Raw genomic sequence first — 26,096 nt, 5'->3', positions numbered from 1 at the left:
AAGGAGATGGCATTTAAATGCCGTCTCCTTTTGTTAATTTCAGCTAACGCTAATTTGTCGTTTTTACCGCTAAATAATGATGTCTGCAAGATATTTACTCCTCTTTGCTTTTACTGTTCTTCTATTAACTTCCTGTAAAAAAGAGCTTAAAACATTTACTCTTTTAAACAGTGACGAAACAGGTATCACGTTTTCAAACCGGATAGCTGAAAATGATACGATGAACATTCTATCCTTTGAGTACGTCTACAATGGAGGCGGAGTAGCCTTGGGGGATTTCAATAATGATAGTCTTCCGGATATTTATTTCACGGGCAACTCAGTCGATAATAAACTTTATTTAAACAAAGGGACAAACGATGGAGGATTGCGTTTCGAAGACGTTACCAAAAAGGCTGGTGTTGGTGCTGAAAACAAGTGGTCGTCCGGAGTTGCTTTGATCGATATCAACAACGATGGATTGCTGGATATTTATGTCTGCTCGACGGTAAGAAAAGTTGCAAAGGAACGGGAAAACCTGCTTTATGTAAATCAGGGTTTTGGAAAAGATAAAATACCTGTTTTTAAAGAAATGGGTAAGGAATATGGAATTGCAGATACAACGCATACTACCAATGCCGCATTTTTAGATTATGACAACGACGGTGATCTCGATCTTTTTCTGGTGGTTAATGAAATGGATGACAATAATTTCCCGAATAAATTTCATGAAAAGATAAAGGACGGATCTTCTAAAAGAACTGACAGGCTTTACCGTAATGATTGGGATAGTACAAAAGGGCATCCGTTTTTTACCAATGTTTCAAAAGAATCAGGAATCTTGATAGAAGGTTACGGGTTGGGTGTCAATGTTACTGATGTTAATCAGGATGGCTGGAAGGATATTTACGTCACAAATGATTATCTGACGAACGACCTTTTGTATATCAACAATGGTAAAGATGCCAATGGGAAACATCTTGGATTTTCCGATATGGCCGATGTTTCTTTTAAACATACTTCTCATTCAGCGATGGGTAATGACATCGCCGATATCAATAACGACGGGCTCCCGGATATTGTGGCGCTGGATATGATGCCGGCAACCAATTTCAGAAAGAAAATGATGACACCTGCCAGCAGTTATATCACGTACCAGAATTACGAATTATACCATTACCAATATCAGGTTGCGCGGAATACTTTGCAGTTGAATTTAGGAAAGATGAAGAAAACAGACAAGTATCCTGTTTTTAGCGAAATTGGTTTGTTGAGCGGCGTCGCAGAAACGGACTGGAGTTGGACGCCGATGGTTACCGATTTTGATAATGATGGTTTTAGAGATATGATCATTACAAATGGTTTTCCCAGGGATATAACCGATATGGATTTTATCGCCTACCGGAATGAAGTCGGAAATGTGATGAGTAAAATGATGATGCTGGATTACATTCCCTCGGTAAAGATTAAAAATTTCGCTTATAAGAATAAAGGAAATCTTCGTTTCGAGGATGTTACAGATGCATGGGGGATTGAGCTTCCCAGTTTTTCAAACGGAGCTGCTTATGCTGATCTGGACAATGACGGAGATCTGGATTACGTGATCAACAATATAAATGACTCTGCTTTTGTTTATCGAAATAATTCCATTCAATTGAAATCAGAAGAAAGTAATTATCTGCGGATTCAGTTTAAAGGAGAAAGATATAACGGGAAGGGAATTGGCGCGATTGCAGAAATTTCATACGGGAAAAACCAAAAGCAATATTCTGAAAATTCACCTTATCGGGGTTATCTTTCAACGATAGAGCCGATTACACATTTCGGACTTGGCAAGATCAAAATGGTTGACAAGATGATGATTACCTGGCCTGGTGGCAAAACCCAGATTTTGAAAAATATCAAAGCCAATCAGGTACTTACGGTTTATGAAAAAGATGCTAAGGAAAATATAGCGCCGTTTGATTCGAAACCTTATGAAAACGGATATTTGAAAGATATTACCTCATCACTTCACTTAAATTATAAACATGAAGAACAGGATAATATCGATTTCAATGTGCAGAAACTACTTCCTCATAAACTTTCACAATATGGCCCGGCGTTAGCAGTTGGCGATATCAATGGAGATAAACTGGATGATGTTTTTATTGGCGGTGCAATGTTTCACAAAGGCAGGTTTCTTGTTCAGCAGGCAAACGGGCAATTCAAAACTGCCGATTTGCTTCCCGGTTTGGATGGCCCTTCCAAAAATTCCGAAGACATGGGTGTTCTGCTATTTGACGCCGATCTGGATGGTGATCTGGATCTTTATGTAGTAAGCGGAAGTTACGAGATGCAGGCTAATTCTGAGGCGTTGCAGGATAGGTTGTTTATCAATGACGGAAAAGGGAAATTCTCTCAAAATATCACCGCACTTCCAAAGTTTCTAAAAAGTGGTTCTTGTGTTAAGGCTGCTGATTATGACCGGGATGGAGATTTAGATCTTTTTATTGGAGGAAGAGTAGAGCCTGGTGCATATCCCAAATCGGTTTCAAGCTATATTTTGAGAAATGATTCTTCAAATGGACAAGTGAAATTTAAGGATGTTACTTCCGAAATCGCACCTGAATTAGTGAATATTGGCCTTGTATGTGATGTGCTATGGACCGATTTTGATAACGATGGCTGGGTCGATTTGATGGCCGCCGGCGAATGGATGCCGCTAACTTTTCTCAAAAATGAAAAAGGGAAATTTAAAAAGCATTCGTCCGGACTGGAAAATCAAAAGGGATTATGGAGCACTTTAACAACCGGAGATTTTGACAATGATGGTGATATGGATTATCTGGCCGGAAATCTTGGACTGAACTCCTTAAACAGAGCCAATGATGCTCAGCCAATTGGTATCTATGCAAAGGACTTTAACAAGGACGGATTTTTTGATGCAATTCCTACGGTTTTTTATAGAGGTAAGGATAATACTTATAAAGAATTCCCATACAATACCCGGGATGAAATGGGTAAACAGATTATTCAGGTAAGGCAGCGTTTTCAGGAATACGGCAAGTTTTCTGATGTTGGTATCAAAGATATTTTTAAACCGGAAGAATTAAAAGATGCACTTGTCTTAAAGGCGAACTGGCTAAAAAGCAGCTATATAGAAAACCTCGGCAATGGCCAGTTCAAAATGCACGAGTTGCCAGTAGAGGCCCAATTTGCACCCATTTTTGGTATGGTAACAGAAGATGTAGACGGTGACGGAAATCTGGATGTGATTCTATGTGGAAATGATTTTGGTTCGGATGTTTCAAATGGAAGATATGATGCACTTAATGGATTGATATTGAAAGGAAATGGAAAAGGTGGATTTAATTCATTGAACTTTGCAAATAGTGGCTATTCAGTGACAGGAAATGCAAAAGCAATGGTTAAGTTATCCGGCATTAATGATAAGGTTCTTTCAATCACTTCGCAAAACAAGGATTCTCTCAGATTTCATGAAATACGGCTTGTGACAAAGTCGTATCCTGTTTCGACTATGGAAAGCACTGCTCTTTTAAAATTGAAAAATGGTAAAACCAGACGGGAAGAATTGAATTACGGCTCTTCCTTTTTGTCTCAATCTACGCACAGACTTCTTTTACCGGCCTATGTATTGAGTGCCGATGTTATAGATTCAAAGGGAATTAAGAGGAAAGTTAGATAACAATAAAGATTTCAAAGGCAAAAGAGCGATCGTCTAAAGACGATTGCTCTTTTTTTATATACTTATCATATTATAAATAGTGATATCATCGACTAAATTTCATCAAAAAATAGGCCATTCTCCAGATATACTTGCATTAATCAAAATCGGGTTGTGAAGTGCTGTTTTTGCCAAATTTTCTGTTAAAGTCTATAAGATTACTATTTATTGGAATAGTACAACGTAGGTCATATTTTAGGTAAAAATACTATTGTCAAATTTTAAACTACTTGTTGCACTTTTTGTATAAACATAGGATTATTTAAATATTAACATAGGATCGAAATTGGAATTTTTCAATATGAAAACTTTCTTATTGACTTATATTAAGATTGTTACCTACCTTTGAGATATCAAAAGCAAACGAAGAGGCGCTTTTAGGTTATTGGAATAGAAATTGAATATTAATTTAACTATATCTGTAAAGTGCAATTCTTAACAGAAAGATTAAACAACATAAAATTAAAGACATCATGAAAAAAACAATCTTGGCAATCGCAGTTTTGGTGGGAGTATCAACTGCAAGTTTTTCTTACGCAAACGAAAAAAACAACAACAGTTCAGCAGCAATCGAACTAGTTTCTGGCGACAATGTCACTTTCCGTTTGAAACTTGACAGCGTAAAAGAAAAATCTTCTGTAATCATCAAAGATGATTTTGGAACTGTGCTTTATAGCTCTGCAATTCCTAAGTCTGAAAACTATTCAAAAGTATTTGATCTTTCCAACCTATTGGATGGTAACTATACTTTCATCGTGAACAACGGTTCAGAAATAACTGAAAAACCTTTCGTTATCGCTACTGAAACAAAACGTTTGGTAACTGCAGTTAAATAAGGAATACGGTTTTTTTAACAACAGGAAAGGAGAATAGCATAGCGCTGTTCTCCTTTCCTGTTGTTAAAAAATTGGGGTTTTCCCTTGACGCTTGTTTTCCGGGAAATTTTCCCATGGACGATCGTTTCCCACGGAATAAATTCCGCGGCTATCATATCGGTCATGCCTCTGGCATTTATTCCGGGATAGATTTGGTTGATGATAATGATTGTGTTGATATTGATCGATCATTTCCCACGGAATAAATTCCGCGGCTACCATATCGGTCATGCCTCTGGCATTTATTTCGGTATAGATTTGGTTGATGATAATGATTGTGTTGATATTGATCGATCATTTCCCACGGAATAAATTCCGCGGCTACGATATCGGTCATGCCTCTGGCATTTATTTCGGGATAGATTTGGTTGATGGTAATGATTGTGTTGATATTGATCGATCATTTTCCATGGAATAAATTCCGCGGCTACGATATCGGACATGGCTCTGGCATTTATTTCGGGATAGATTTGGTTGATGGTAATGATTGTGTTGATATTGATCGATCATTTTCCATGGAATAAATTCCGCGGCTACGATATCGGTCATGTCTCTGGCATTTATTTCGGGATAGGTTTGGTTGATGGTAATGATTGCGTTGCTATCAATCGATCGTTTCCCACGGAATAAATTCCGCGGCTACCATATCGGTCATGCCTCTGGCATTTATTTCGGTATAGATTTGGTTGATGATAATGATTGTGTTGATATTGATCGATCATTTTCCATGGAATAAATTCCGCGGCTACGATATCGGTCATGCCTCTGGCATTTATTTCGGGATAGATTTGGTTGATAATTCCACCGCCTAATGCCGTAGGCATGACCGACATTGTAGCGCCGGGTTTTAACCCGGGGAATCCGGGATATATCAAACCGGGAAACAAACAAATAAATAAATAAAAAGCCGTAATCCAGACCACAACGGTCATGACTACGGCTTTTTATTTATTGAAAAAAAAGGATACGTTATAATTTAAAAATCACACCAAAATTGACATTTCCCTGCACAAAGAAGAAATGCTGAGCAGCTCTGTCGTCAGTAAAATTGGTAGTTAAGATGTTCGGCATGTTGATAAATCCGCCTTTCGCTTCACCCTGAATAAAGAAATGTTTGAAAAAAGTGATGTTAAGCCCGGTTACCAAGTCAATTCCATAACCCGCAACATGCCATTGATCATTCTCAGCATAATTTAGCAGAGTAACGTCTGACTTAGGATAAAGAATCCCGGCTCCGACGCCTTCAATTAAATTGATGTCAATGTTTTTGATCTTCAATGATCTCTGATCAAAAAGATTATCCATTCTTCTTACTTCCAGATTCAGGTAATTCAATCCATTTGTATGTTCAAATCTCAGGAAGTTTGGTGTAAGTTTTATCGGGACATTATTATAGGTTTTGTCATAATCCGTTCCGGTTCCGGCGATAGCACCATTTATCTTGACTGTCTGATCCTGCTGCATCACATATTTCATGTGATCAAAGCCAAAGGAAATGCTGTACTTAGAATTGAAATAATATCCTATTCTAAAATTATACTGCGGAATTGTAATTTTTGAAGGATTGAAATAACGCAAAGAAAATCCGGTTTGACGGTCTTTTGCAACAACGTCTTTCAATGTAAAGTTATAATCGTTTCCCTTAAAGTGAATGTCTGATTTCGTGTAAGCACTCTGATTCCAGCCCCAGGAAACAAATATTTTACCCTTTTGATTATGAGCTCTTGCAAAATCGTATGTTTGTGAATACGCGAAAACAGCTTGCATAACGAGTATACTGACAAGGAATATTTTTTTCATATAATATTGATAGAAGAGATATTAAGTAAACAAACACACTGACTTATTTCTATGTATCTGTAATTTGACTAGTGATTTAATTGATTTTTATGAAATAAAGTTCATACTGAAACCAATGAAATAAACCGTGAAGCAAATTTAGAAAGATTGTATTTATTTAATTACTGATCTGTGTTACTTCATTGTGAAAAACCGGAAATATTAACATTTTTAATTTTTTTCTAATCCGTATCAGATTAATCCGGATTTTATATTTTACAACCTAAATAAAAACAAAACCGCCGCAGAAAATGAATTCTGCGGCGGTTTTGTTTAATGAGTATTTGTGATTTCTAATATTTCATCACCTGTTTATCCGCACTGCTTTGGAATGCAAGGTCAATTACCCGGCAGGTTCTTAAAATTTCTTCCGGTTTAACCGCAAGTTCTGCACCTTCCACGATTGCTTCGTATACATTGTCGTAAAAAGGCATATAATCTCCCGCCTCGCTTTCAATAATACCTGTGAATTCGGCGGAAGACAGTTTTCCCCAACGATTCCCGGGTTCAACACCCCAGGGTTTTTCATCAGGTAAAATGTTTTTACGCAGCGTTTCTTCCTGAGGATCGAGTCCGCCTTTAATAAAGGAACCGCTGGTGCCATGAATCGTATAGCGAAGGAAGTTTTCGTAAACCATTAAGCTTGATTTTAAAACCACCAGTTTGTCAGCATAACCTAACCGAACATCGAAATAATCGTCAATTTCACTATTGGGACGAACGCTTCGAACCTCGGCAGTTACGGTTTCCGGAGTCCCAAATAATGCCAGAGCCTGATCAAGCAAATGCGGGCCCAGATTATACAAGTTTCCGCCAACATCAACCTTTTTCTCTTTCCATGATTCCGTTGGGACAACAGGGCGAAAACGATCATAACGGCATTCATATTCGATAACGTCACCAAGTTTTCCTTCGGCAAGCAACTTTTTGATCGTTAAAAAATCAGAATCCCAACGGCGATTTTGATAGGCTGTCAGGATTAATCCTTTTTCTTTTGCAAGCGCTACCAACTGTTTTGCTTCTTCTTCCGTAGCCGCAAACGGTTTTTCAATTACCACATGTTTGCCGTTTTCAAGAGCATCCATCGCGTATTGAAAATGCGTATCATTGGGCGTACATATAAAGACAAGATCAATTTCTGTATCACTCAAAAGCTCGTCAATGGAACGTGCGTTTTCTATGGAAGCATCAAATTCCTGTGCTTCATTTTTGCTTCTTTCAACAGCTGTTTTTAATTTAAAACGAGGATTGACTGAAAGAAAAGGTGCGTGAAAATACCGGCCGGAAAGCCCGAAACCGATAAGACCAACGTTAAGAATTTTGGAAGACATAATAAATGGAATAGATGAATGATAAATGAAGGAATATGCCGCGGCAAATTCCTATTAATAATTCTTGTTGCAAAGTTAACTTTTACGGGTAGAGGGGCAAAATCATATAGGAATTCAGATTTAATATTTGCTGAAACTACGCCTGCTCCCACAATTCTTTTACCTTCAGTAAATCTCTTTTCATCGCATCAAAAACTACTTTTGGTGCAACTGTAATTTTATCCGCTCCCTGATCGGCTCCGCCCAGAGGATATTCCAGATGAAGGCAAATAGGCGCCTGGATATTATTGTCTTTTAATAGTTTGAAATACGTTTTGAAATCAACCATACCTTCTCCAAGCGGCACATTTTTCGGAGCCCATTTGCCATTGGTTTTCTCCCACATGAAATCCTTTAAAACAATGGTTTTTATGTTTGGTTTTATTAATTCATAGCCCGTTTGCCAGGAAAGTCCGCCTTCCAGCGTTGCGTGCCGGATATCGTATTGTGAACCCATATGGTTCAAATCCGCTTTTTGCAGCAATTCCCAGATTTCGAACAAGGAGGCACCAACCATTCTTCCGGCATGATTTTGATAACAACCCGTAATTCCAAGTTTCGTATTAAGTTGGCTCAAAGCCGCCACTTTATTCCGGTATTCATCCAGCGACTGAGGGATTGTTTTCTGATCGTTGTATTTATACCAGTTCATCCGGTAATATTTAATTCCCTGCACCGCTGCAACTTCCAGTACTTTTTTGTCCAAAGGATTGTTCACATCTTCAATAGCTGTTGCCATTAACAAAGGTGAAAATCCTACCTTTTTCATTGCTTCAACCGCTAGTGGTAAATCATTTTCAACACGTTCGGGCAATACATGTCCTTTTGGCCTTACTGTCAGATCTATGCCGTCAAAACCAATTTCTTTTGCGGCTTCTGCCATGTCTTTGTAGTTCAAAAACTGCAAATGCTTTGAGAAAATATTAATTTTTGGAACGTTAGCCATGGGCGTTGCAATTTTGGAAAATGCTTCCGGGGTCAGCAGAGGAACCAGGCTTCCGGCAAGTGCGGTATTGATCAGAAAGTTTCTTCGGGACAATGCGGTTGGCATAATTTGGATTTTAGATATGCTGCTGTAAGAATGAAAAATGTGTATTCACTGATACTATAAAGGAGACGAACAATGAATCTTACTACCCGTAATAAATCGCTTCTTTTATAGGAATTGGTAAAATTATGCCGATTTTAAAAGCAGTTCTGAAATGCTCATCGTATGGTATTATGTTAAAATGTATTGGGAGCTTTTCGATAAGGATTAGAGGTTTTGAAAGAATTGTCGCCGACAAAATGTGATTTCTGTATTTAAAATGTGGTATTTTTGTATCATGAATACATGGCCTGTTACAATCCGTTTTCAAGATTTATCCGAGTTGGATACTGTTGCGGCTTCTTTATTAAAGTTGGGAGAAAATGTTTCGGTTTGGCTGTTCGACGGCCCCATGGGCGTTGGTAAAACCACCTTAATTAAAAAACTTTGCGAACTTCTGGGCGTTCAGTCTATTGTGCAAAGCCCTACTTTTTCCATTGTCAATGAATATATTACCAAAGACAGGAAAGTGATTTATCATTTTGATTTTTACAGGATAAGGAGTGAAGTTGAAGCATTGGACATTGGCATTGAAGAATATTTTGATTCCGGCGGATTTTGTTTTGTAGAGTGGCCGGAGAAAATAGAATCACTTTGGCCATATCCGCATTTATTAATAAAACTAAGTTCGGAGGAAACCGGCGAACGTATTTTGGAAATTAATGAAGTGAAAAGCTGATAAATTAATTAATCCTCATTATTACTCACCAAGTATAAATTTAATTTTTTACCTATTCCATGGCACAACCGCAAATAAAGGGTTTTGAAGAATTGGCAAAACAGTCGGCACTTTATCCGCAGGAGTCACTACTGGCAACCCGGAAAAATCAGAATTCCTTACTTATTGGTTTGCCAAGGGAAATTTCGTTGCAGGAAAACCGGATCGCATTAACACCGGATGCAGTCAGTATTCTGGTGAGAAACGGACATGAGGTTTGGGTGGAGAAAAATGCAGGAAAAAGTGCCAATTTCTCAGATCACGATTACAGCGAGGCGGGCGCAAGTATTGTTGCAGGACCAAAAGAAGTATATCAGGCTAATCTGATTTTAAAAGTTGAGCCGCTGGTAGAAGAAGAATTCGGGTATATCAAAGCCGGAACCACGCTTATTTCTGCGCTGAATTTGCCGACACTGGAAAAGAAATATTTTGAAAGACTGAACGAAGCCAAAATTACAGGCATCGGTTATGAATTAATTGAAGACCAGGTAGGAGGAAAACCAATCATACGTGCAATGGGAGAAATTGCAGGAAGTACGGTTTTGCTGATCGCGGCAGAATATTTGTCTAATCCTAATGGCGGCCGGGGTATTATCCTGGGTGGAATTACAGGCGTTCCTCCAACAAAAATCGTGATTCTTGGCGCAGGTACGGTGGCGGAATATGCGACGCGCGCTGCACTCGGTTTTGGTGCAGACATCAAAATTTTTGACAAACATATTTATCGTTTACAAAGACTGAAATATTCTATCGGGCAAAATCTTTACACTTCAATTATTGATTCGGATACTTTGGCAGAGGCAATCAGCCGTGCCGATGTCGTTATTGGAACCATGCGTGCTGAAAATGGGGTGAGCCCTATGGTGGTGACAAAAGAAATGGTTGCGGGTATGAAGCAGGGTTCTGTGATTATTGACGTGAGTATCGATCAGGGAGGATCATTTGAAACTTCCAAAATGACAACCCATAAACATCCGACTTTTAAATATAAAGACGTCATTCATTATTGTGTCCCAAACATTCCTTCGCGTGTAGCCAACACGGCGAGCACCGCTTTAAGTAATGTTTTTTTACCTTTTTTACTACAAACCGGAACAATTGGCGGCATAGAAGAAATGATTTATGCAAATCGTTGGTTTATGAAAGGAGTGTATTGTCATAAAGGAACATTAACCAATTCTCACATCGCCCGGAGTTTCAACATGCGTTATAAGGATTTGACGTTGTTGCTCGCGGCGAGAATGTGATTTTAGCTTTCGGCGGGGCCGCCCCGGCTGTCAGCAATCGGCTGTTAATAAGAGAATTTCCTGAAAAGAAGTAAAATATGCCTTTGACAATGGTATAACAATAAGCTAATAATAAACAAATAACGGTTGCGAGCCAATGCTGAAAGCTGATAGCCGACTTCCGATAGCCAAATTATGATTAACAACAGCAATGAAAATTCCATGATGGACGATGCCAACTCACCTGAGTTGAACCGGAAATTAATGGGCTATGTGTCACAGGATTTTGTCAGGGTTTCGGATCAGTTAAAAGATGCATCTTATCAGATTCGTAAAAGAGGATTTTCTGAAAACCCGATTTTTGTTATAACAAATGAAGAAGTAGATCTTGGCGTTTTGCTGATCGGATCCACTGAAATGACGAACCGTTACAATTACCGGGCGTCGTTTATGCAGGAATTTTTGGACCGGAAATTAATAGGAGAAGAGTCGGTCGATCTGTTTAAAGAGAACTATAAAAATGCGGATGAATATTGCTGCCTTTTTGCGTTAATCGGAGATTTTTCAGGTTTTATTTTTGTACCGTATCCGGAGGATAATTAAAAAAAATCTATTTCGAATAATTTTTTTAAGAGCTGTTACTCAAAGTTTTGGGTGGCAGCTTTTTTATTTGCCACATTTTAGCCGAAAAATACCTTACTAAAAGGGTTTAGTTGTAAAAAGTCAATTTAAAATGTAACTATTACAATTATTAAATAATAATAAGAATGTCATGGGTGATTAATTAAAATTATTTAATTACGAAATATATTAGCATATTTGTTCAACTGCCAGAACTCCAATCCAATATTTGGTGATTTTGTCATGCAACCTATGTTTTATTTTAAAAAAGTCAATTGTTTATGAAAGAAAAACTACTAAAAATTTTCCTGAAAGGTTTTGTGCCGTTTGGGGTATTTTTGTTATTTGCCTTAACCGCGTCTGCTCAGGAACGGACGGTTACAGGTACAGTAACAGATGAAAGAGACCAGGGACTTCCTGGTGCTACTGTAACGATTAAGGGATCATCCAAAGGATCTAATGCAGATGCGAATGGGAAATATTCTATTACCGGAGCAAAGTCTACAGACGTTTTGGTAATTAGTACTATTGGTTATATGAGACAGGAACTTACAATCGGTAGCCGTACGGTCGTCGATGTAAAACTTGAACCAGATGTTGCCAATCTTCAGGAAGTTGTAGTAACGGCCTTGGGTATTAAAAAAGATACCAGAAAATTGGGTTATTCTGTTACGTCCGTAGAAGGTACTGCCTTCAATCAGGCTCGTGAAACCAATGTTGTGAATTCACTTCAGGGACGTGTGGCAGGTTTGAATATCAGCCCTGCGAGCGGTGGGCCTGCATCTTCTTCCCGTATCAACCTAAGAGGTGTAAGTAACTTCAAAGGTGGTAGCCCGCTTTTCGTTATCAATGGTGTCCCAATGGATAACACGCCAAAGGGAACTGCCGGTGAATGGGGTGGTGCTGATAACGGAGACGGTATCGGTAACATTAACCCGGATGATATCGAAAGCATGACTGTTTTGAAAGGCGCCAGTGCGGCTGCACTATATGGTACTCGTGCTGCGAATGGTGTAATTTTGATTACTACAAAATCGGGTAGCAAAAATTCATCACTTTCAGTTGAATACAATAGCAATACTCAGTTTGACAAAGTGATCAATTATACTGATTTTCAGTATGAATACGGTCAGGGTCAGCAAGGTAAACGTCCGACGGATGTAAACAGCGCAAGAAATTCCGGTATTTACAGCTGGGGCGAAAAAATGGACGGCGCTCAGTACACGCAGTTTGATGGCAAGCAGTATGCCTATTCTCCTGTTAAAAATAACATCGACAAGTTTTACAGAACAGGAGCTACTTATACCAATACAGTTTCTGTTTCAGGTGGTGGTGAAAAAAATAGTTTCCGTTTATCGCTTTCCAACATGAGTGCAGATGCGGTTTTGAGAAATAGTGGTGTTACCAGAAGAACGGTCAATTTGAACCTTACACAAAAAGTAACAGACAAACTGGATGTTAGTGTAATGGCGAATTATATTGACCAGAATGATAAAAACAGAGCTCAGTTGAGTGATGCACCGATGAATGCCAACTACGGTATTACATTTTTGGCAAGCAGCTTTAACCAGGAAGCTTTGAAACCGGGTTATGATCCTGTTACGGGCGGTGAACTTACTTTCAGTGACGATACGTACAAAACCAATCCATGGTTTGTTGTGAATCAGTACAAAAACACACAAACCAGAAAACGTCTTATCTCCGCTGTTACAGCGAAATATTCTTTTGCTGACTGGATTTATCTTCAGGGACGTATGGGATATGATTTGATTAACGACAGCAACTTCGGTATCACTCCCTGGGGAACTGCATTTTCAAGCAAAGGTTCTGTTGGTAACGGTAAATCACAAACTACGGAGTTAAACTTCGACGGTCTTCTTGGTGTAAACAAAAAAATCGGAGAAGATTTTGGTGTGAATGTTGCCTTGGGAGCAAACATCAGAAAGAACAAAGTTGAAAGCGTATCTGTTGGTGGTGGTAGTTTGAGTATTCCATACCTTTACACGTTGTCAAATACATTGACAAAAAGCCAGGGATATGGATACAACGAAAGACAAGTACAGTCTGGTTACTATACTGCTGATTTTGATTTCAAGAGCTTCTTAACTCTTTCTACAACAGGTAGATATGACGTTTATTCTACACTTCCATCTAAAAACAGAGGTATTTTTGCACCTTCGGTTTCGGGAAGTTTGATTTTTTCTGAGTTATTTAAAATTCCTGCATTGGATTTTGGTAAAATCAGAGCTTCTTACGCACAAACAAGTGGTGAAGCATTTGACGCATATTTGACAAGCCAGTATTATTCTTTAGGTAATACTATCAATGGTTTGCCACAAGGTGGATTCGGTTCTCAGCTTCCTAATATCAACCTGAAACCTTACAGACTGAAAGAATTTGAAATCGGATTTGAGACGAAATTCCTTCAAAACCGTCTAGGACTTGATGTTGCGTATTTCAACCGTAAAACAAAAGATGAAATCGTTAATGGACCTTTGTCCACAACGACAGGCTATACCTCTCAGGTATTGAATCTTGGTTCTACAAAAAATACGGGTGTTGAATTGTTATTGACTGCTACACCGGTTCAAACAGGCAAATTCAAATGGGATGTTTCTTTCAATATCACAAAAGTGAAAAACACAATTGTTGATATCGATGGTTTGAATGCTGACGGAACACCTAAAACCAAAATCTTTGGCTTGGGAACTTACCGTCCTTTGAACGCTAACATTGCACATGTAAGAGGAATGGCTGCTGCTCAGGTAATGGCTTACGATTATTCCTACGATGCAAACGGGAAAGTAATTGTTGGGTCTGATGGTATTCCTGTTCGTGGTGAACTGAAACCTATGGGATCTACTTTGCCAAAAGTATATGGTGGTTTTAACAACACATTAAACTACAAAGCTTTTTCACTTTCTTTCTTGTTTGATTACAAATTTGGTGGTAAAGTATTATCTGCAACCAACCATTATTCTATCGTAGATGGTCTTAATAAAATGACACTTCCAGGAAGGGAAACCGGTGTTGTTGCTGACGGTGTTACGGCAGATGGTGCTACCAATACAAAGAATGTTACAGCGCAAACGTATTATTCAAAACTGGTAACGAACGTTTCTAAGATCAACGTTTTCAGCTCCGATTTTATCAAGCTTAGACAAGTTGTTTTTAGCTATAATATGCCATCAAAATGGTTTAACAACAAGCTGCCGTTTGAAGGAATTTCAATATCTGCTGTTGGAAGAAACCTTGCTACTTTACTAAAACATACAGATAACTTCGATCCGGAAGCAGGGTTCTCATCTAATGTTGGCTACGCAGGTGTAGAAGGTTCACAGTATCCTTCAACCAGGTCTTATGGTTTCACAATCAATGCGAGATTCAAAAAATAATGACTATGAAAAGATTTTCAATATATAGTGTTTTTCTGGTCCTGTTTGTAATGGCGGGCTGTACAGATAAATTTGATGAAATCAATACGGATCCGACCCAGTCAAGTGAGTCGACCTGGGATCCTAATTTCTTTCTTCCGAATGCTCAGATTAGTTATATCAATTTGGGTTATGGAAATATCATTTACCAAAGTTTGTTCATGCAAGTGCTTGCATCTACATTTTCTTACTATGGTAATGGAGACAAATATGTAAACACGCAGAATTCAACCAGCTATCAGGGCAGTATTTTCAATACTACTTACAATGTTGGGCGGCTTCTTGCAGAAATGATGCGTTTGAGCAAAGGAAAAGATCAGTACAGCAACTTGTACAATGTTGGAAGAATACTTCAGGTGATGAATTTCCAGCAGGGAACAGATACGTACGGTGATATTCCATATTCCGAAGCGTTCAAAGTGAAGGATGGAGTGGCTACACCCAAGTATGACACGCAACAATCCATTTATGCGGCAATGCTTCCAGAGCTTGAATCTGCAATTAATGCTCTGGATGCGACAAAACTGAAACCAACCGGTGATTTATTTTATGCTGGCGATATCGCTAAATGGAAAAAATTCGGTTATTCGTTGATGCTTCGTGTAGCGATGCGTTTGACGAAAATTGATCCTGCAACAGCAAAGACATGGGCTGAAAAAGCTGCTGCCGGCGGAACATTTGCTTCTATTGACGACAATGCTAAAATTATTGCAGATGCATCCAATGCAAACTCGGCAATTTACAACGTGTACCAGGTGACAGATGATTTCCGTGAGCTTCGTTTTTCTAAAACGCTTATTGACAATCTGAAATCTGCTGGTGATCCACGTTTAAGCGCAGTGGCTGAGGTTCCTGCTGCTGGTGCTGCCGCTAATGCAAACCAGACACTTGTGGGTGATAATTCTGCTGCAGTACAACTGGGCTTGCCAAATGGTTTTGACTTGATCGGTGGTGCTACTGATATTACGAAAAGCGCTGGATATCCGGGTGCAACAGGAACAGGAAATGACGTTGCGCCACTTGGAAAATATTCAAGACCACGTATTTCTGTTTATCTGAAAAGAGGTGGTACACTTGAAGTGTTGACGTACCCGGGCACTGAACTTCTTTTGGCGGAAGCCAAAGCAAGAGGATGGAATATTCCGGGAACTGCTGCTGATCACTACAAAAATGGTGTTGTAGGTGGTATGACCACGTTGACACAACTTGATGCTTCCGCTGCGATTTCTGCTGCAACTGCAACAGCCTTTGCTGATGCACATCCTTTGGATGTTAGCTCTTTGGATGCTTCTTTGAAAATGATCAACACGCAATACTGGATTGTTACAGGAACTACTTTTGACTTTATGGAGAACTGGAGTAACTGGAGAAGATCAGGTTATCCTGTTTTAACGCCGGTGAACTATCCAAGTAATGTAACCAATGCAACAATTCCAAGACGAATGATTTATTTGTCAACTGAGATTATTACAAATGGTACAAGCTACACTGATGCGGTTGGCCGTCTTTCAGGAGGGGATAAATTGACAGGAAAAGTTTGGTGGGATAAATAGTATTTCACTTAAATAATTTAACTAAAAAAACTTCAACGCATTGTTGAAGTTTTTTTAGTTTTTATATAATATCTTTCGTTACATTTTTTATAATCTTTTTCATGTTAACGAATAAGAAGTCGCCGCGTTTCGTAGTACAGATATTTTTACTCAGCTTTCTCATTCCGAATGTGAAAGCCCAACAACCGCTTTTTCAATTACTGACACCAAAACAGACCAATATTGAATTTCGTAACGACATTAATGAAGACGAAAGTCTGAATGTAATGGCTTATGAATATTTTTATAACGGCGGCGGTGTGGCAGTGGGGGATGTCAATAATGACGGGTTTGATGACATATTTTTTACATCAAACATGAAGTCAAACAAGTTATATCTGAACTTGGGCGCATCGAATGGCGGAGCTATAAAATTTAAAGACATAACCGGTTCAGCCGGAAAAGGCCTGGAAGGCAGAAAAGGAGGCTGGAAAACAGGCGTGACAATGGCCGATGTGAACGGAGACGGATGGCTGGATATCCATATTTGTTATTCAGGAAAAGTGGATGACGAAACAAGAAAAAATCAACTCTTCATCAATCAGGGAGTTAAAAATGGCTCGGTAAGTTTTTTAGAACAGGCAAAAGAATACGGACTGGATAATATCAGTTACAGTACACAAGCCAATTTTTTTGATTTTGACAACGACGGCGATCTTGATATGTTCCTGTTGAACCACAGTGTCAAAAAAATTGATAACATGGAATTAGCCAATTTTCGTAAAGAAACGGATGAACTGGCGGGTAATAAATTGTTTGAAAACAAGAATAATAAATTTGTAGAAGTAACCAAAAAAGCAGGTATTTATCAATATCCGTTAACCTTCGGTTTGGGTGTTGCCATTGCCGATATTAATCAGGATGGCTGGCAGGATATCTACGTTACCAACGATTATAACGAACCTGATTATTTATATATCAACAACGGAGACGGCACTTTCCGGGAGGATTCTCAGAATTGTTTTCGCCACCTTGCCCAGTTTTCAATGGGACTTGATATAGCAGATTTTAATAACGACGGATTGCCGGATATTATGTCTCTGGATATGCTTCCGGAAGATAACCAGCGTCAGAAACTTTTGCAGCTTCAGGAAAATTATGAAGCCTTTGAGCTCATGATGAAGCAAAATCTGTACAAACAGTATATGCGGAATATGCTTCAACTCAATAATGGTGACGGTACTTTTAGCGAAATCGCTCAGGTTGCCGGTGTTTCCAATACGGATTGGAGCTGGTGCCCGCTGTTGGCAGATTTTGACAATGACGGATATAAGGATTTGTTTGTCAGCAACGGTTATTTGCGGGATTATACCAACAAGGATTTTCTAAGATACTGGGGTGAATATAAAATCAAAAAGGCGGTTAGTAAGGAGCCATTTTTGCTTATGGATTTGATAAAAGCGATGCCATCCACCAAACTTGCCAACTATATATTTAAAAATAATAAAGACCTGACTTTCACTAAAATGCAGGACGTTTGGGGATTGAACAATCCTTCGATTTCCAGTGGTGCTGTGTACGCAGATCTGGATAATGACGGTGATCTCGATCTTGTAGTTAATAATATCAACGAGCCCGCTTTTGTATATCAGAACATGGGACGTGAGCAATTGAAGTCTTCTTATTTGCAAATAAAGCTGAAACAACCTGAGGGAAATATCAACGCCATTGGTGCAAAAGTTTATTTATTTTCAAAAGGCAAACAACAATATCAGGAAGTAAATCCGAATCGTGGATATTTATCCTGTCTGCCTGTTAAGCTTCATTTTGGACTCGGAAATGATATGCAGGTTGATTCTGTGAAAATAATCTGGCCGGATCAGAAAGAGCAATATTTGACCAACGTTGCTGCGAACCAACTGCTGGTCGTTGAAAAACAATCAGGAAAACTGAAAAAAGTAAAAACCGATCAGAAAAAGGAGCGAACTGTTTTTACCAAAGCGGAAAATCTGATAACGTATCAGCATGAGGGTTTCAATGAAAATGATTTCAAAAGACAGCCTTTGATGTTGTCGATGTATTCTCAAACCGGTCCGATCGTCGCCAAAGGAGATGTGAATAAAGATGGTCTGGAAGATATTTATATCAGCGGCGACCAGAATAAACAGGCAAAAATCTATTTACAGGATTCCAAAGGTGAATTCAAAGAAATGCCTGGTTTTGCAATCGGGGATGAAAATTTATCAGGTAATTCTGCCGCGCTTTTCTTCGATGCCAATGGTGATGGTTTTGATGATTTATATATTGCCAAAGGAGGTTATTCTCTTTTTGAACCCAATACATTTTCTCTTCAGGACGAAATTTATCTTAGCGATGGAAAAGGAAAATTGAATCTGGCCGTATTGTCGATGCCAAATATGAAGGCAAGCAGCAAATCCTGTGTAAGAGCCTGTGATTATGATGGTGACGGCGATCAGGATTTATTTGTAGGCGGCCGGATTATTCCCGGACGTTATCCGGAAGCACCAACTTCTTTTCTTTTGACAAATAATGGAAAAGGAGAATTTGCCGTTACAGCAGTTCCTTTTTCAAAGGTAGGAATGGTGACAGATGCGCAATGGGCTGATCTTGACGACGATGGAAGAAAGGATCTGGTTATTTGCGGAGAGTTTATGCCGATTAAGGTTTATGCTAATACAAAAGATGGTTTTGTTGATAAAACGCTTCAATATTTTACCGAAGAAGAATCCGGTTCCTGGTCTTCCATGATCATTGAAGATCTGGACGGTGATGGGAAAAAGGACATTGTAGCCGGAAATTTTGGCATTAATTCGCAGATCAAGGTTTCACACAAAGAGCCGGGAGAATTGTACTTTGCCGATTTTGATAAAAATGGTTCTATCGATCCTTTTTTTAGTTTTTATGTTCAGGGAAAATCCTATCCCTTTGTAAGTCGCGACGAGCTGAATGATCAGATATATCCGATGCGGAAGAAATTTGCCTTTTATAAAGATTATGCAAATGCCGGCATCACCGATATTTTCGCTCCCGAAGTTTTGGCAAAAGCAGGCAAGCTGGATTTTAACGAAGCCCATTCAGTTTGTTTTATGAACAAAAATGGACGTTTTGAAAAACAGATTTTACCCATTCAAGCCCAATTTGCGCCAGTTACTTCTATCTTATACCAGGATTTTGACCGTGACGGAAATAAAGATTTGCTATTGCTGGGAAATAAATCCGATAACCGTTTAAAGCTGGGAAGTATGGATGCCAATTATGGATGTTACCTGAAAGGGGATGGAAAAGGAAAGTTCGCTTATGTGAGCCAGGCAAACTCCGGACTTTCTGTGACGGGTGATGTCAAAACGGCTTTTGAAATTAAAGTGAAAAAGCAGCCATTCCTGGTAATCGGTGCTTTTAATAAACCCTTGCAATTTTATCAATCAGAGAAAAAGTAATGAAGAAATTTTTGTTAGTAAGTTTGTTTTTTTGCCAATTTGCCCAAGCCCAAAATTCTGGAAAAAATCTCGATTCGCATTTGCAGCCTGCGATTTTTGCCATCACGATGGTAATGATCCATGATGTTGCAAATCCGCCGGCAGCAAGTCGATTTTATACTTATTGTCTTTTAGGAGCGCAGGAGATTATTTCTCAAAACAACAAATCAATTGTTTCTCCAACAGCTTATATTAAAAATTTAAATAAAATTGAAATAGAAACAAAAGGCACCTACGATTACAAAATTGCTGCTTTATATTGTATTCTCGAAACCGGAAAAATCATTCTTCCTTCCGGATATATGCTGGAAGAAGACGAAGCAAAACTTGTAGACGCTTTTAAAAAGCAAGGGTATCCGGAGGTTATTATTGAGCAGTCCATTCTGGTCGCGCAGGAAGTTGCGAAGAAAATAATCGTTTTTTCCACGCAGGACAATTATTCCAAACTTAGTACAAGACTAAGATATCGTCCGCTCAAAGGTGAAGGATACTGGTATCCGACACCGCCCGGCTACATGGAAGGAGTTGAACCGCATTGGCGGACAATCCGTCCGGTGATGATTGATTCCAGCGGTCAGTTTAAACCAAAACCCGAAGTGCCGTTCAGTAAGGATACTTCCAGTGTTTTTTACAAACTGGCTTATGAAGTTTATTCCGCCGGGAAAAATCTGAATGAAAAAAGTCATGCGATTGCGTCGTATTGGGATTGTAACCCTTTTGCGATTAATACGTCCGGGCACATGATGATCGGGTTTAAGAAAATCAGTCCGGGTGGGCACTGGATGAATATTACAAGTATAGTCACTGCAAAAGCAAAAGTGGATCTTGATCATGGCATCATGATTCACGCCATCGTTGCCGGAACTTTGATGGATGCATTTATCAGCTGTTGGGACGAAAAATATAAAGGAAGCCGGGTACGGCCTGAAACTGTTATCAACCGCTATATCGATCCTCGTTGGCAGCCGCTTTTACAAACGCCGCCATTTCCGGAATACACCAGCGGACATAGTGTGATTTCCTCAGCCGTAGCTGAAACACTGACTTATTTTCTAGGAGATAATTTCTCTTTTACTGATAATACCGAAGTTATTTTTGAATTGCCAACCCGAGATTTTACTTCCTTTCGTCAGGCGGCTGCGGAAGCTTCCATATCAAGATTGTATGGCGGTATCCACTTCCGGGATGCGATTGAAAACGGACAGGATCAAGGAAGGAGAGTAGGAGAATTTGTTGTTGCGAAAATCAGAAAGGCCGGTGTTCTGCCAATCAAGTAAAAATGAAGAGATTTGAAGAATAATATTTTGCAATATTGATTATTCCTGAATTATTATAACTGATTCTATTAATTTTTAGAAATATTGTTAAAATCAAATTAAATATGGCCGAATAAGTTAATTGGTTAGGGTTATTTTTTTAGATTTAATGGATAATTAAATTCTAACCCGATTAACCTATGTTAAAAGAACTACGACCATGGCTACTGACCTTACTAGCAGTAGCTCTATTTACCGTACCGATCTTTGCACAGGATGTTACTGTAACCGGTAAAATTCTGGATGAAAACGGAGCCGGATTACCAGGTGCAAACATCCTTCTTAAAGGAACAACCCGCGGAACAAACTCAGATGGTGAAGGGAAATTCAGTCTTTCCGTTCCATCTGCTGGCGGAACATTTATAATTTCTTCGGTTGGTTATTTGCCAAAAGAATTGAATGTAAGTTCTTCCACTTCTAACGTAAATGTTGGTTTGGAACCTGATGTAAGAAGTTTAAATGAAGTTGTTGTAACGGCTCTTGGTATTGAGCGCAGCGCAAAATCCCTTACGTATGCAACGCAGCAAATTGCAGGAAAACAGTTAACAGATAACCGTGATGCCAACTTTGTAAATACACTTTCCGGAAAAGTTGCTGGTTTGGTGGTTTCAACGGGTGCATCTGGACCTGGATCTGCGGCGCGTGTAACATTACGTGGAAATAGATCGATAAGTGGAAATAACAACGCCCTTTTTGTGGTAGACGGCGTGCCTATTGATAATACGGTTCAGGGACAGGTTTCGAGTGATTTTGGTGGTGGTAACCCAACGGATGGGGCATCAAATATTAACCCGGATGATATTGAATCTATGAACGTATTAAAAGGTGCAGCAGCTTCTGCGCTTTATGGTAGTCGTGCTGCAAATGGTGTTATCATGATCACTACTAAAAAAGGGAAAGCGGGTGCAATAAGTACAAATATCAATTCTGGTGTTACGATGGAATCTCCGTTTTTGCTTCCAAAATTACAGAACGAATATGGACAGGGTGCTGGTGGAACAGTAGGAACGGGAGCAAGTAGCTGGGGACCTAAAACGACTACGTACCCAAATAACATAAGCGATTTCTTCCGTCACGGTGTTTCTACAAATAATTCTATTGGTATTTCAGGAGGTTCGGATAAAATCCAGACTTATACTTCGTACACAAATAACTACAACCAGGGAATTGTACCAACAAATAATCTGATGAGACATACTTTTAACTTGCGTATCAGCAGCCAGATTACCAGCAAGTTGTCGGTTGACGGGAAGATTACTTATGTGAATCAGAAAATTGATAATAAACAATTGACAGGCGAAGCAAGTAATGTAATGCAGCTTTACAAAATTCCGCGCAGTGTTGATTTAGATACGTATAGAAATTATGAAGGTTCAGATGGATATCCAACTTACTGGACAACTTCTTCTATCTATACCAACCCTTTCTGGAATATTTATAAAAATACAAATACGGAGAAACGTAACCGGGTTACAGCGCTTGGTTCTGCTCGTTATCAGCTTACAAGCTGGTTAAGTGTTCAGGGTAGGATGAGTTATGACCGCTACGATGATCGAGTAAATGATAGAACAGCAAACAAAAGTTTAGGAGGTTTACCGGGGGGATCTTACGCTGATTATTCCAATGATGTTCTTGAACGCAATTTAGATGTACTTCTTTCGGGTAATAACAAACTTGGAAAAGACTTTGCTTTATCTTATAACGTTGGAGCAGGACAAACACATCGTAGATATTCTCAAGTTGGAGCAAATGCCGGTGGATTAAACGTTCCGGATAAATTTGATCTGTCTTTTGCTAAAACTTTAACAAAACTTGCGGACTATTCAGAAAGAGAATTGCAGTATGTGTTCGGAACTGCATCTCTTTCGTATAAAGATTTTATTACCGTTGACGCTTCAGCTCGTAATGATTGGTCGTCAACGCTACCAAAACCATATTCGTATTTCTACTCATCTTTTAGTGGTAATGTAATTTTGTCAGAAGCTTTAAAAATGCCGCAGTGGATCAGCTTCGCAAAAGTACGTGGATCGTGGGCGCAGGTTGGAGCTGACACAGATCCTTACCGTTTGAATCAGAATTACTCGTTTTATCAGGGAGGAAACGGCGGAGGTTATATTTCAAGAGATAACACGCAGCCGGCAGCAAACCTGAAACCTGAAATTTCTTCTTCCACTGAATTTGGAGCTGATGTAAGATTCTTCAACGGAAGACTTGGTATCGACGCGACTTACTATGTTTCAAACACAGTAAATCAATTGTTAAGTTTGGGTAAGGCACCTGCCTCAGGTTTCTTGTCTCAATATATCAATGCAGGTAAAATCAGAAATGAGGGTTTTGAACTTACCTTGACTGGGAAACCCATTAAAAACGGAAAACTGAATTGGGATGTAACACTTAACATGGCAAGAAACGTTAATACCATCATAAAGCTTGACCCTAATGTTAAAACTGCTTATCTGACAGGTTCAGGAAGTTTCGGTCGTACTGCCACTCCTGTTGTTCAGGAAGGCGGGTCTTATGGTGATTTGGTTGGTTTCAAGTGGTTAAGAGATGCACAAGGTAGATTTGTTGTAACAGCGCCTGATTCGAAAGGTCTAAATGGCGGGAAACCAGTAAGTACAGATACTCAAACTGAGAAGGTTGGTAACTTTAATCCGAAACTTACAGCGGGTTTAAGCAACTCTTTCTCATACGGAAACTTTGCTTTGAGCTTCTTGATCGATGCGCGTATCGGGGGGCAAATGACTTCAGGGACTCAGGCTATTTTGGCTAATGACGGAAACTCAAATTATACAACTAATTTCCGTGAAGGTGGCTGGGTAATTCCTGCGGTAACTACTACCGGAGAGGTTAACACAACGCCAATTAATGCTGAAACTTTCTGGACAACTGTTTCCGGTGGGCGCTATTCATGGGCCGAATTCTTTACTTATTCAACGACGAACGTGCGTCTGAGAGAAGTTTCACTAGGTTATAACATTCCTTTCGGTGAAAAATTCTTCTTTAAAAATGCCCGCGTTTCTTTTATAGCCAGAAATCTCTTCTTTATATATAGAGGATATGCAACACTTGATATTCCGGGCGTAGCCAAAAGAAAGCTGCCATTTGATCCAGATGTAACATTAGGTTCAGGGAACTATCAGGGTGTTGAATATGGAACATTACCGTCAACCAGAAGTATTGGTTTAAATCTAAAATTAAGTTTCTGATCGTTTAAGCAGCAACAAAATTGATTTAAATCTTATCAAAACATGGAATCGAATATGAAAAATATTAATAAATGGCTTCGCAGATCTTTAATGGTTGGTTTTGTTTCAAGCACTGCGGTGGTTTGGAATGGCTGTACCGGGGACTTTGATGCATTAAATACCAGCAAAACAAAATTAACAGCTGCTGAGGTTGGCGAAAACGATATCACTTTTTTATTTTCCAGGGCTCAACAACAGGCATCCTACTCTGGTGGTACCTACCAGATTGCACAAAATTTATTTGCCGATTTGTACGCACAATATTTTGCTACAACAGCAACCTATTTTCCCTCAGATCGCTATGTGATGAATTATAACTGGCTTCTTGGACATTGGAATCCTATTTATACAGACGTCGTTCCGCAGTTGAAAAAGGTGTTTGAACTAACAGATCCAGCTTCCGCGGAATATTCACTTGCCAGTATTATGTGGGTTTATTCCTTCCACCGCGTAACAGATTACTATGGTCCAATACCTTATTTTGATGCAGGTAATGGAGAAAATACGGTGAAGTATGATGCGCAAAATCTGATTTATGACGATTTTTTTAAACGTCTCGATGCGGCTACGACATCTTTAAAATCAAAAACGACGGCAACGCCTTATGGTACTTTTGACCTTATGTACGGCGGTGATGTTACAAAATGGATCAAATTTGCCAATACATTAAGACTTCGACTTGCACTTCGTATTTCAAAAGTAGATCCTGCACGCGCAAAAACAGAAGCAGAAGCCGCTGTTGCCAGCGGAGTATTTACAGATATTGCTGACGATACTTACATGGTGAAAGCCCTTGCCGGCGATGACCATAATGGTTTGGCAAGAATCGCGATCTGGAATGAGTTCCGTATGAGTGCTTCCATGGAATCGGTTCTTAAAGGAACTGAGGATCCTCGTATAGGTGTGTACTTTCAACCAGCATCCAAAACCAATACTTTTGAGGGTGTAAGGAATGGTTTAACGGCTGCCGAACTTGGTATCGATGCCAACAGCAATGACAATAATTCAAATGTTGGTGCGCACTGGGTTACAGGTTCAGGTGCTAACTGGGATAGTCAGTTGACGGTTCATCAAGATATTATGCACGCATCGGAAGCTTATTTCTTACGTGCAGAAGGTGCTTTGAATGGCTGGAATATGGGTAGTGGTACTGCCAAATCGTATTACGAATTGGGTATCACCACTTCTTTATCTCAGTGGAACATTACCGGAGCAGCTGCAACAGCATTTGTTAATAGTACAAAAATGCCGGTAGCGCCAGCCGATCAGCAAAATTCTCCTGCAATTTCAAATATTCCTGTTAAATGGGATGATGGCTCAACTGAGCTTGTTAAGCGTGAGCAAATCGGTACACAGAAATGGCTTGCAATCTACCCTGATGGAATTGAAGCCTGGGCTGAGTTCAGAAGAACACGTTTTCCTAAGTTGTATAATGTTGTAAACTCAGATAATGCTGATGTACCAAGTAATACATTTATTCGTAGAATTCCATTCTTGGAAGTGGAAAAAGCGAATAACACAGCAGCCGTAACCGCTGCCGTAACCTTATTGGGTGGTCCCGATAAAGCAAGCACTCCGCTGTGGTGGGATAAAAATTAATACCTGGCGGGTATTGTACCAGTTAGCA

At 39.3% G+C, this 26,096-nt stretch carries 15 protein-coding genes; 11 read left to right on the top strand and 4 right to left on the bottom strand.

Features of this window, described 5'->3' with window-relative positions; all coding sequences use genetic code 11:
• The first annotated feature begins 76 nt into the window (after positions 1-76).
• Both FDK13_RS14675 and FDK13_RS14670 read left to right on the top strand, forming a co-directional pair.
• Positions 77-3,667 carry a VCBS repeat-containing protein gene (locus FDK13_RS14675; RefSeq protein ID WP_310588071.1) on the top strand — a complete coding sequence of 1,197 codons (3,591 nt, stop codon included), beginning with the start codon at positions 77-79 and terminating at the stop codon, positions 3,665-3,667.
• 512 nt (positions 3,668-4,179) lie between these two features.
• On the top strand, positions 4,180-4,542 hold the full coding sequence (locus FDK13_RS14670; RefSeq protein ID WP_137340755.1) for a T9SS type A sorting domain-containing protein: 363 nt from the start codon (positions 4,180-4,182) through the stop codon (positions 4,540-4,542).
• 599 nt (positions 4,543-5,141) lie between these two features.
• Here the strand turns inward: FDK13_RS14670 and FDK13_RS14665 are convergent.
• From FDK13_RS14665 to FDK13_RS14650, 4 genes are all read right to left on the bottom strand, one after another.
• Complete coding sequence (locus FDK13_RS14665) at positions 5,142-5,513, bottom strand: hypothetical protein (protein WP_137340754.1); 372 nt, start codon at positions 5,511-5,513, stop codon at positions 5,142-5,144.
• Between the two features lie 37 nt (positions 5,514-5,550).
• Positions 5,551-6,381 carry a hypothetical protein gene (locus FDK13_RS14660; RefSeq protein WP_220417369.1) on the bottom strand — a complete coding sequence of 277 codons (831 nt, stop codon included), beginning with the start codon at positions 6,379-6,381 and terminating at the stop codon, positions 5,551-5,553.
• A gap of 332 nt (positions 6,382-6,713) precedes the next feature.
• The gene (locus tag FDK13_RS14655; RefSeq protein ID WP_137340753.1) at positions 6,714-7,751 is read right to left on the bottom strand and encodes a Gfo/Idh/MocA family oxidoreductase; all 1,038 of its coding nucleotides are present in this window, start codon (positions 7,749-7,751) and stop codon (positions 6,714-6,716) included.
• Positions 7,752-7,887: 136 nt separating this feature from the next.
• On the bottom strand, positions 7,888-8,841 hold the full coding sequence (locus FDK13_RS14650) for a sugar phosphate isomerase/epimerase family protein (protein ID WP_137340752.1): 954 nt from the start codon (positions 8,839-8,841) through the stop codon (positions 7,888-7,890).
• Between the two features lie 274 nt (positions 8,842-9,115).
• On the opposite strand from FDK13_RS14650, the gene tsaE reads away from it, so the two are divergent.
• From tsaE to FDK13_RS14605, 9 genes are all read left to right on the top strand, one after another.
• The gene (gene tsaE / locus FDK13_RS14645; RefSeq protein ID WP_137340751.1) at positions 9,116-9,556 is read left to right on the top strand and encodes a tRNA (adenosine(37)-N6)-threonylcarbamoyltransferase complex ATPase subunit type 1 TsaE; all 441 of its coding nucleotides are present in this window, start codon (positions 9,116-9,118) and stop codon (positions 9,554-9,556) included.
• 59 nt (positions 9,557-9,615) lie between these two features.
• Positions 9,616-10,842, top strand: a complete 1,227-nt coding sequence (locus FDK13_RS14640; protein ID WP_137340750.1) for an alanine dehydrogenase — start codon at positions 9,616-9,618, stop codon at positions 10,840-10,842.
• A 174-nt stretch (positions 10,843-11,016) separates the two neighbouring features.
• Entirely contained in the window at positions 11,017-11,424 is a 408-nt protein-coding gene (locus FDK13_RS14635; RefSeq protein ID WP_137340749.1) for a hypothetical protein, read from the top strand.
• 299 nt (positions 11,425-11,723) lie between these two features.
• On the top strand, positions 11,724-14,837 hold the full coding sequence (locus tag FDK13_RS14630) for a SusC/RagA family TonB-linked outer membrane protein (RefSeq protein WP_137340748.1): 3,114 nt from the start codon (positions 11,724-11,726) through the stop codon (positions 14,835-14,837).
• A 5-nt stretch (positions 14,838-14,842) separates the two neighbouring features.
• Entirely contained in the window at positions 14,843-16,429 is a 1,587-nt protein-coding gene (locus FDK13_RS14625; protein ID WP_137340747.1) for a SusD/RagB family nutrient-binding outer membrane lipoprotein, read from the top strand.
• 101 nt (positions 16,430-16,530) lie between these two features.
• On the top strand, positions 16,531-19,866 hold the full coding sequence (locus FDK13_RS14620; protein ID WP_137340746.1) for a VCBS repeat-containing protein: 3,336 nt from the start codon (positions 16,531-16,533) through the stop codon (positions 19,864-19,866).
• On the top strand, positions 19,866-21,182 hold the full coding sequence (locus FDK13_RS14615) for a vanadium-dependent haloperoxidase (RefSeq protein WP_137340745.1): 1,317 nt from the start codon (positions 19,866-19,868) through the stop codon (positions 21,180-21,182). The genes FDK13_RS14620 and FDK13_RS14615 overlap by 1 nt, the downstream gene beginning before the upstream one ends.
• 179 nt (positions 21,183-21,361) lie before the next feature.
• Positions 21,362-24,430 (top strand): SusC/RagA family TonB-linked outer membrane protein, encoded by a 3,069-nt coding sequence (locus FDK13_RS14610; RefSeq protein WP_137340744.1) that lies wholly within the window; start codon positions 21,362-21,364, stop codon positions 24,428-24,430.
• 54 nt (positions 24,431-24,484) lie between these two features.
• The gene (locus FDK13_RS14605) at positions 24,485-26,068 is read left to right on the top strand and encodes a SusD/RagB family nutrient-binding outer membrane lipoprotein (protein ID WP_137340743.1); all 1,584 of its coding nucleotides are present in this window, start codon (positions 24,485-24,487) and stop codon (positions 26,066-26,068) included.
• The last annotated feature ends 28 nt before the right edge of the window (positions 26,069-26,096 follow it).

Origin of the sequence: Dyadobacter frigoris (assembly GCF_005280585.1) — a bacterium.
Taxonomy (GTDB): Bacteria; Bacteroidota; Bacteroidia; order Cytophagales; family Spirosomataceae; genus Dyadobacter; species Dyadobacter frigoris.
This window is presented reverse-complemented; position numbering and strand designations above follow the sequence as displayed.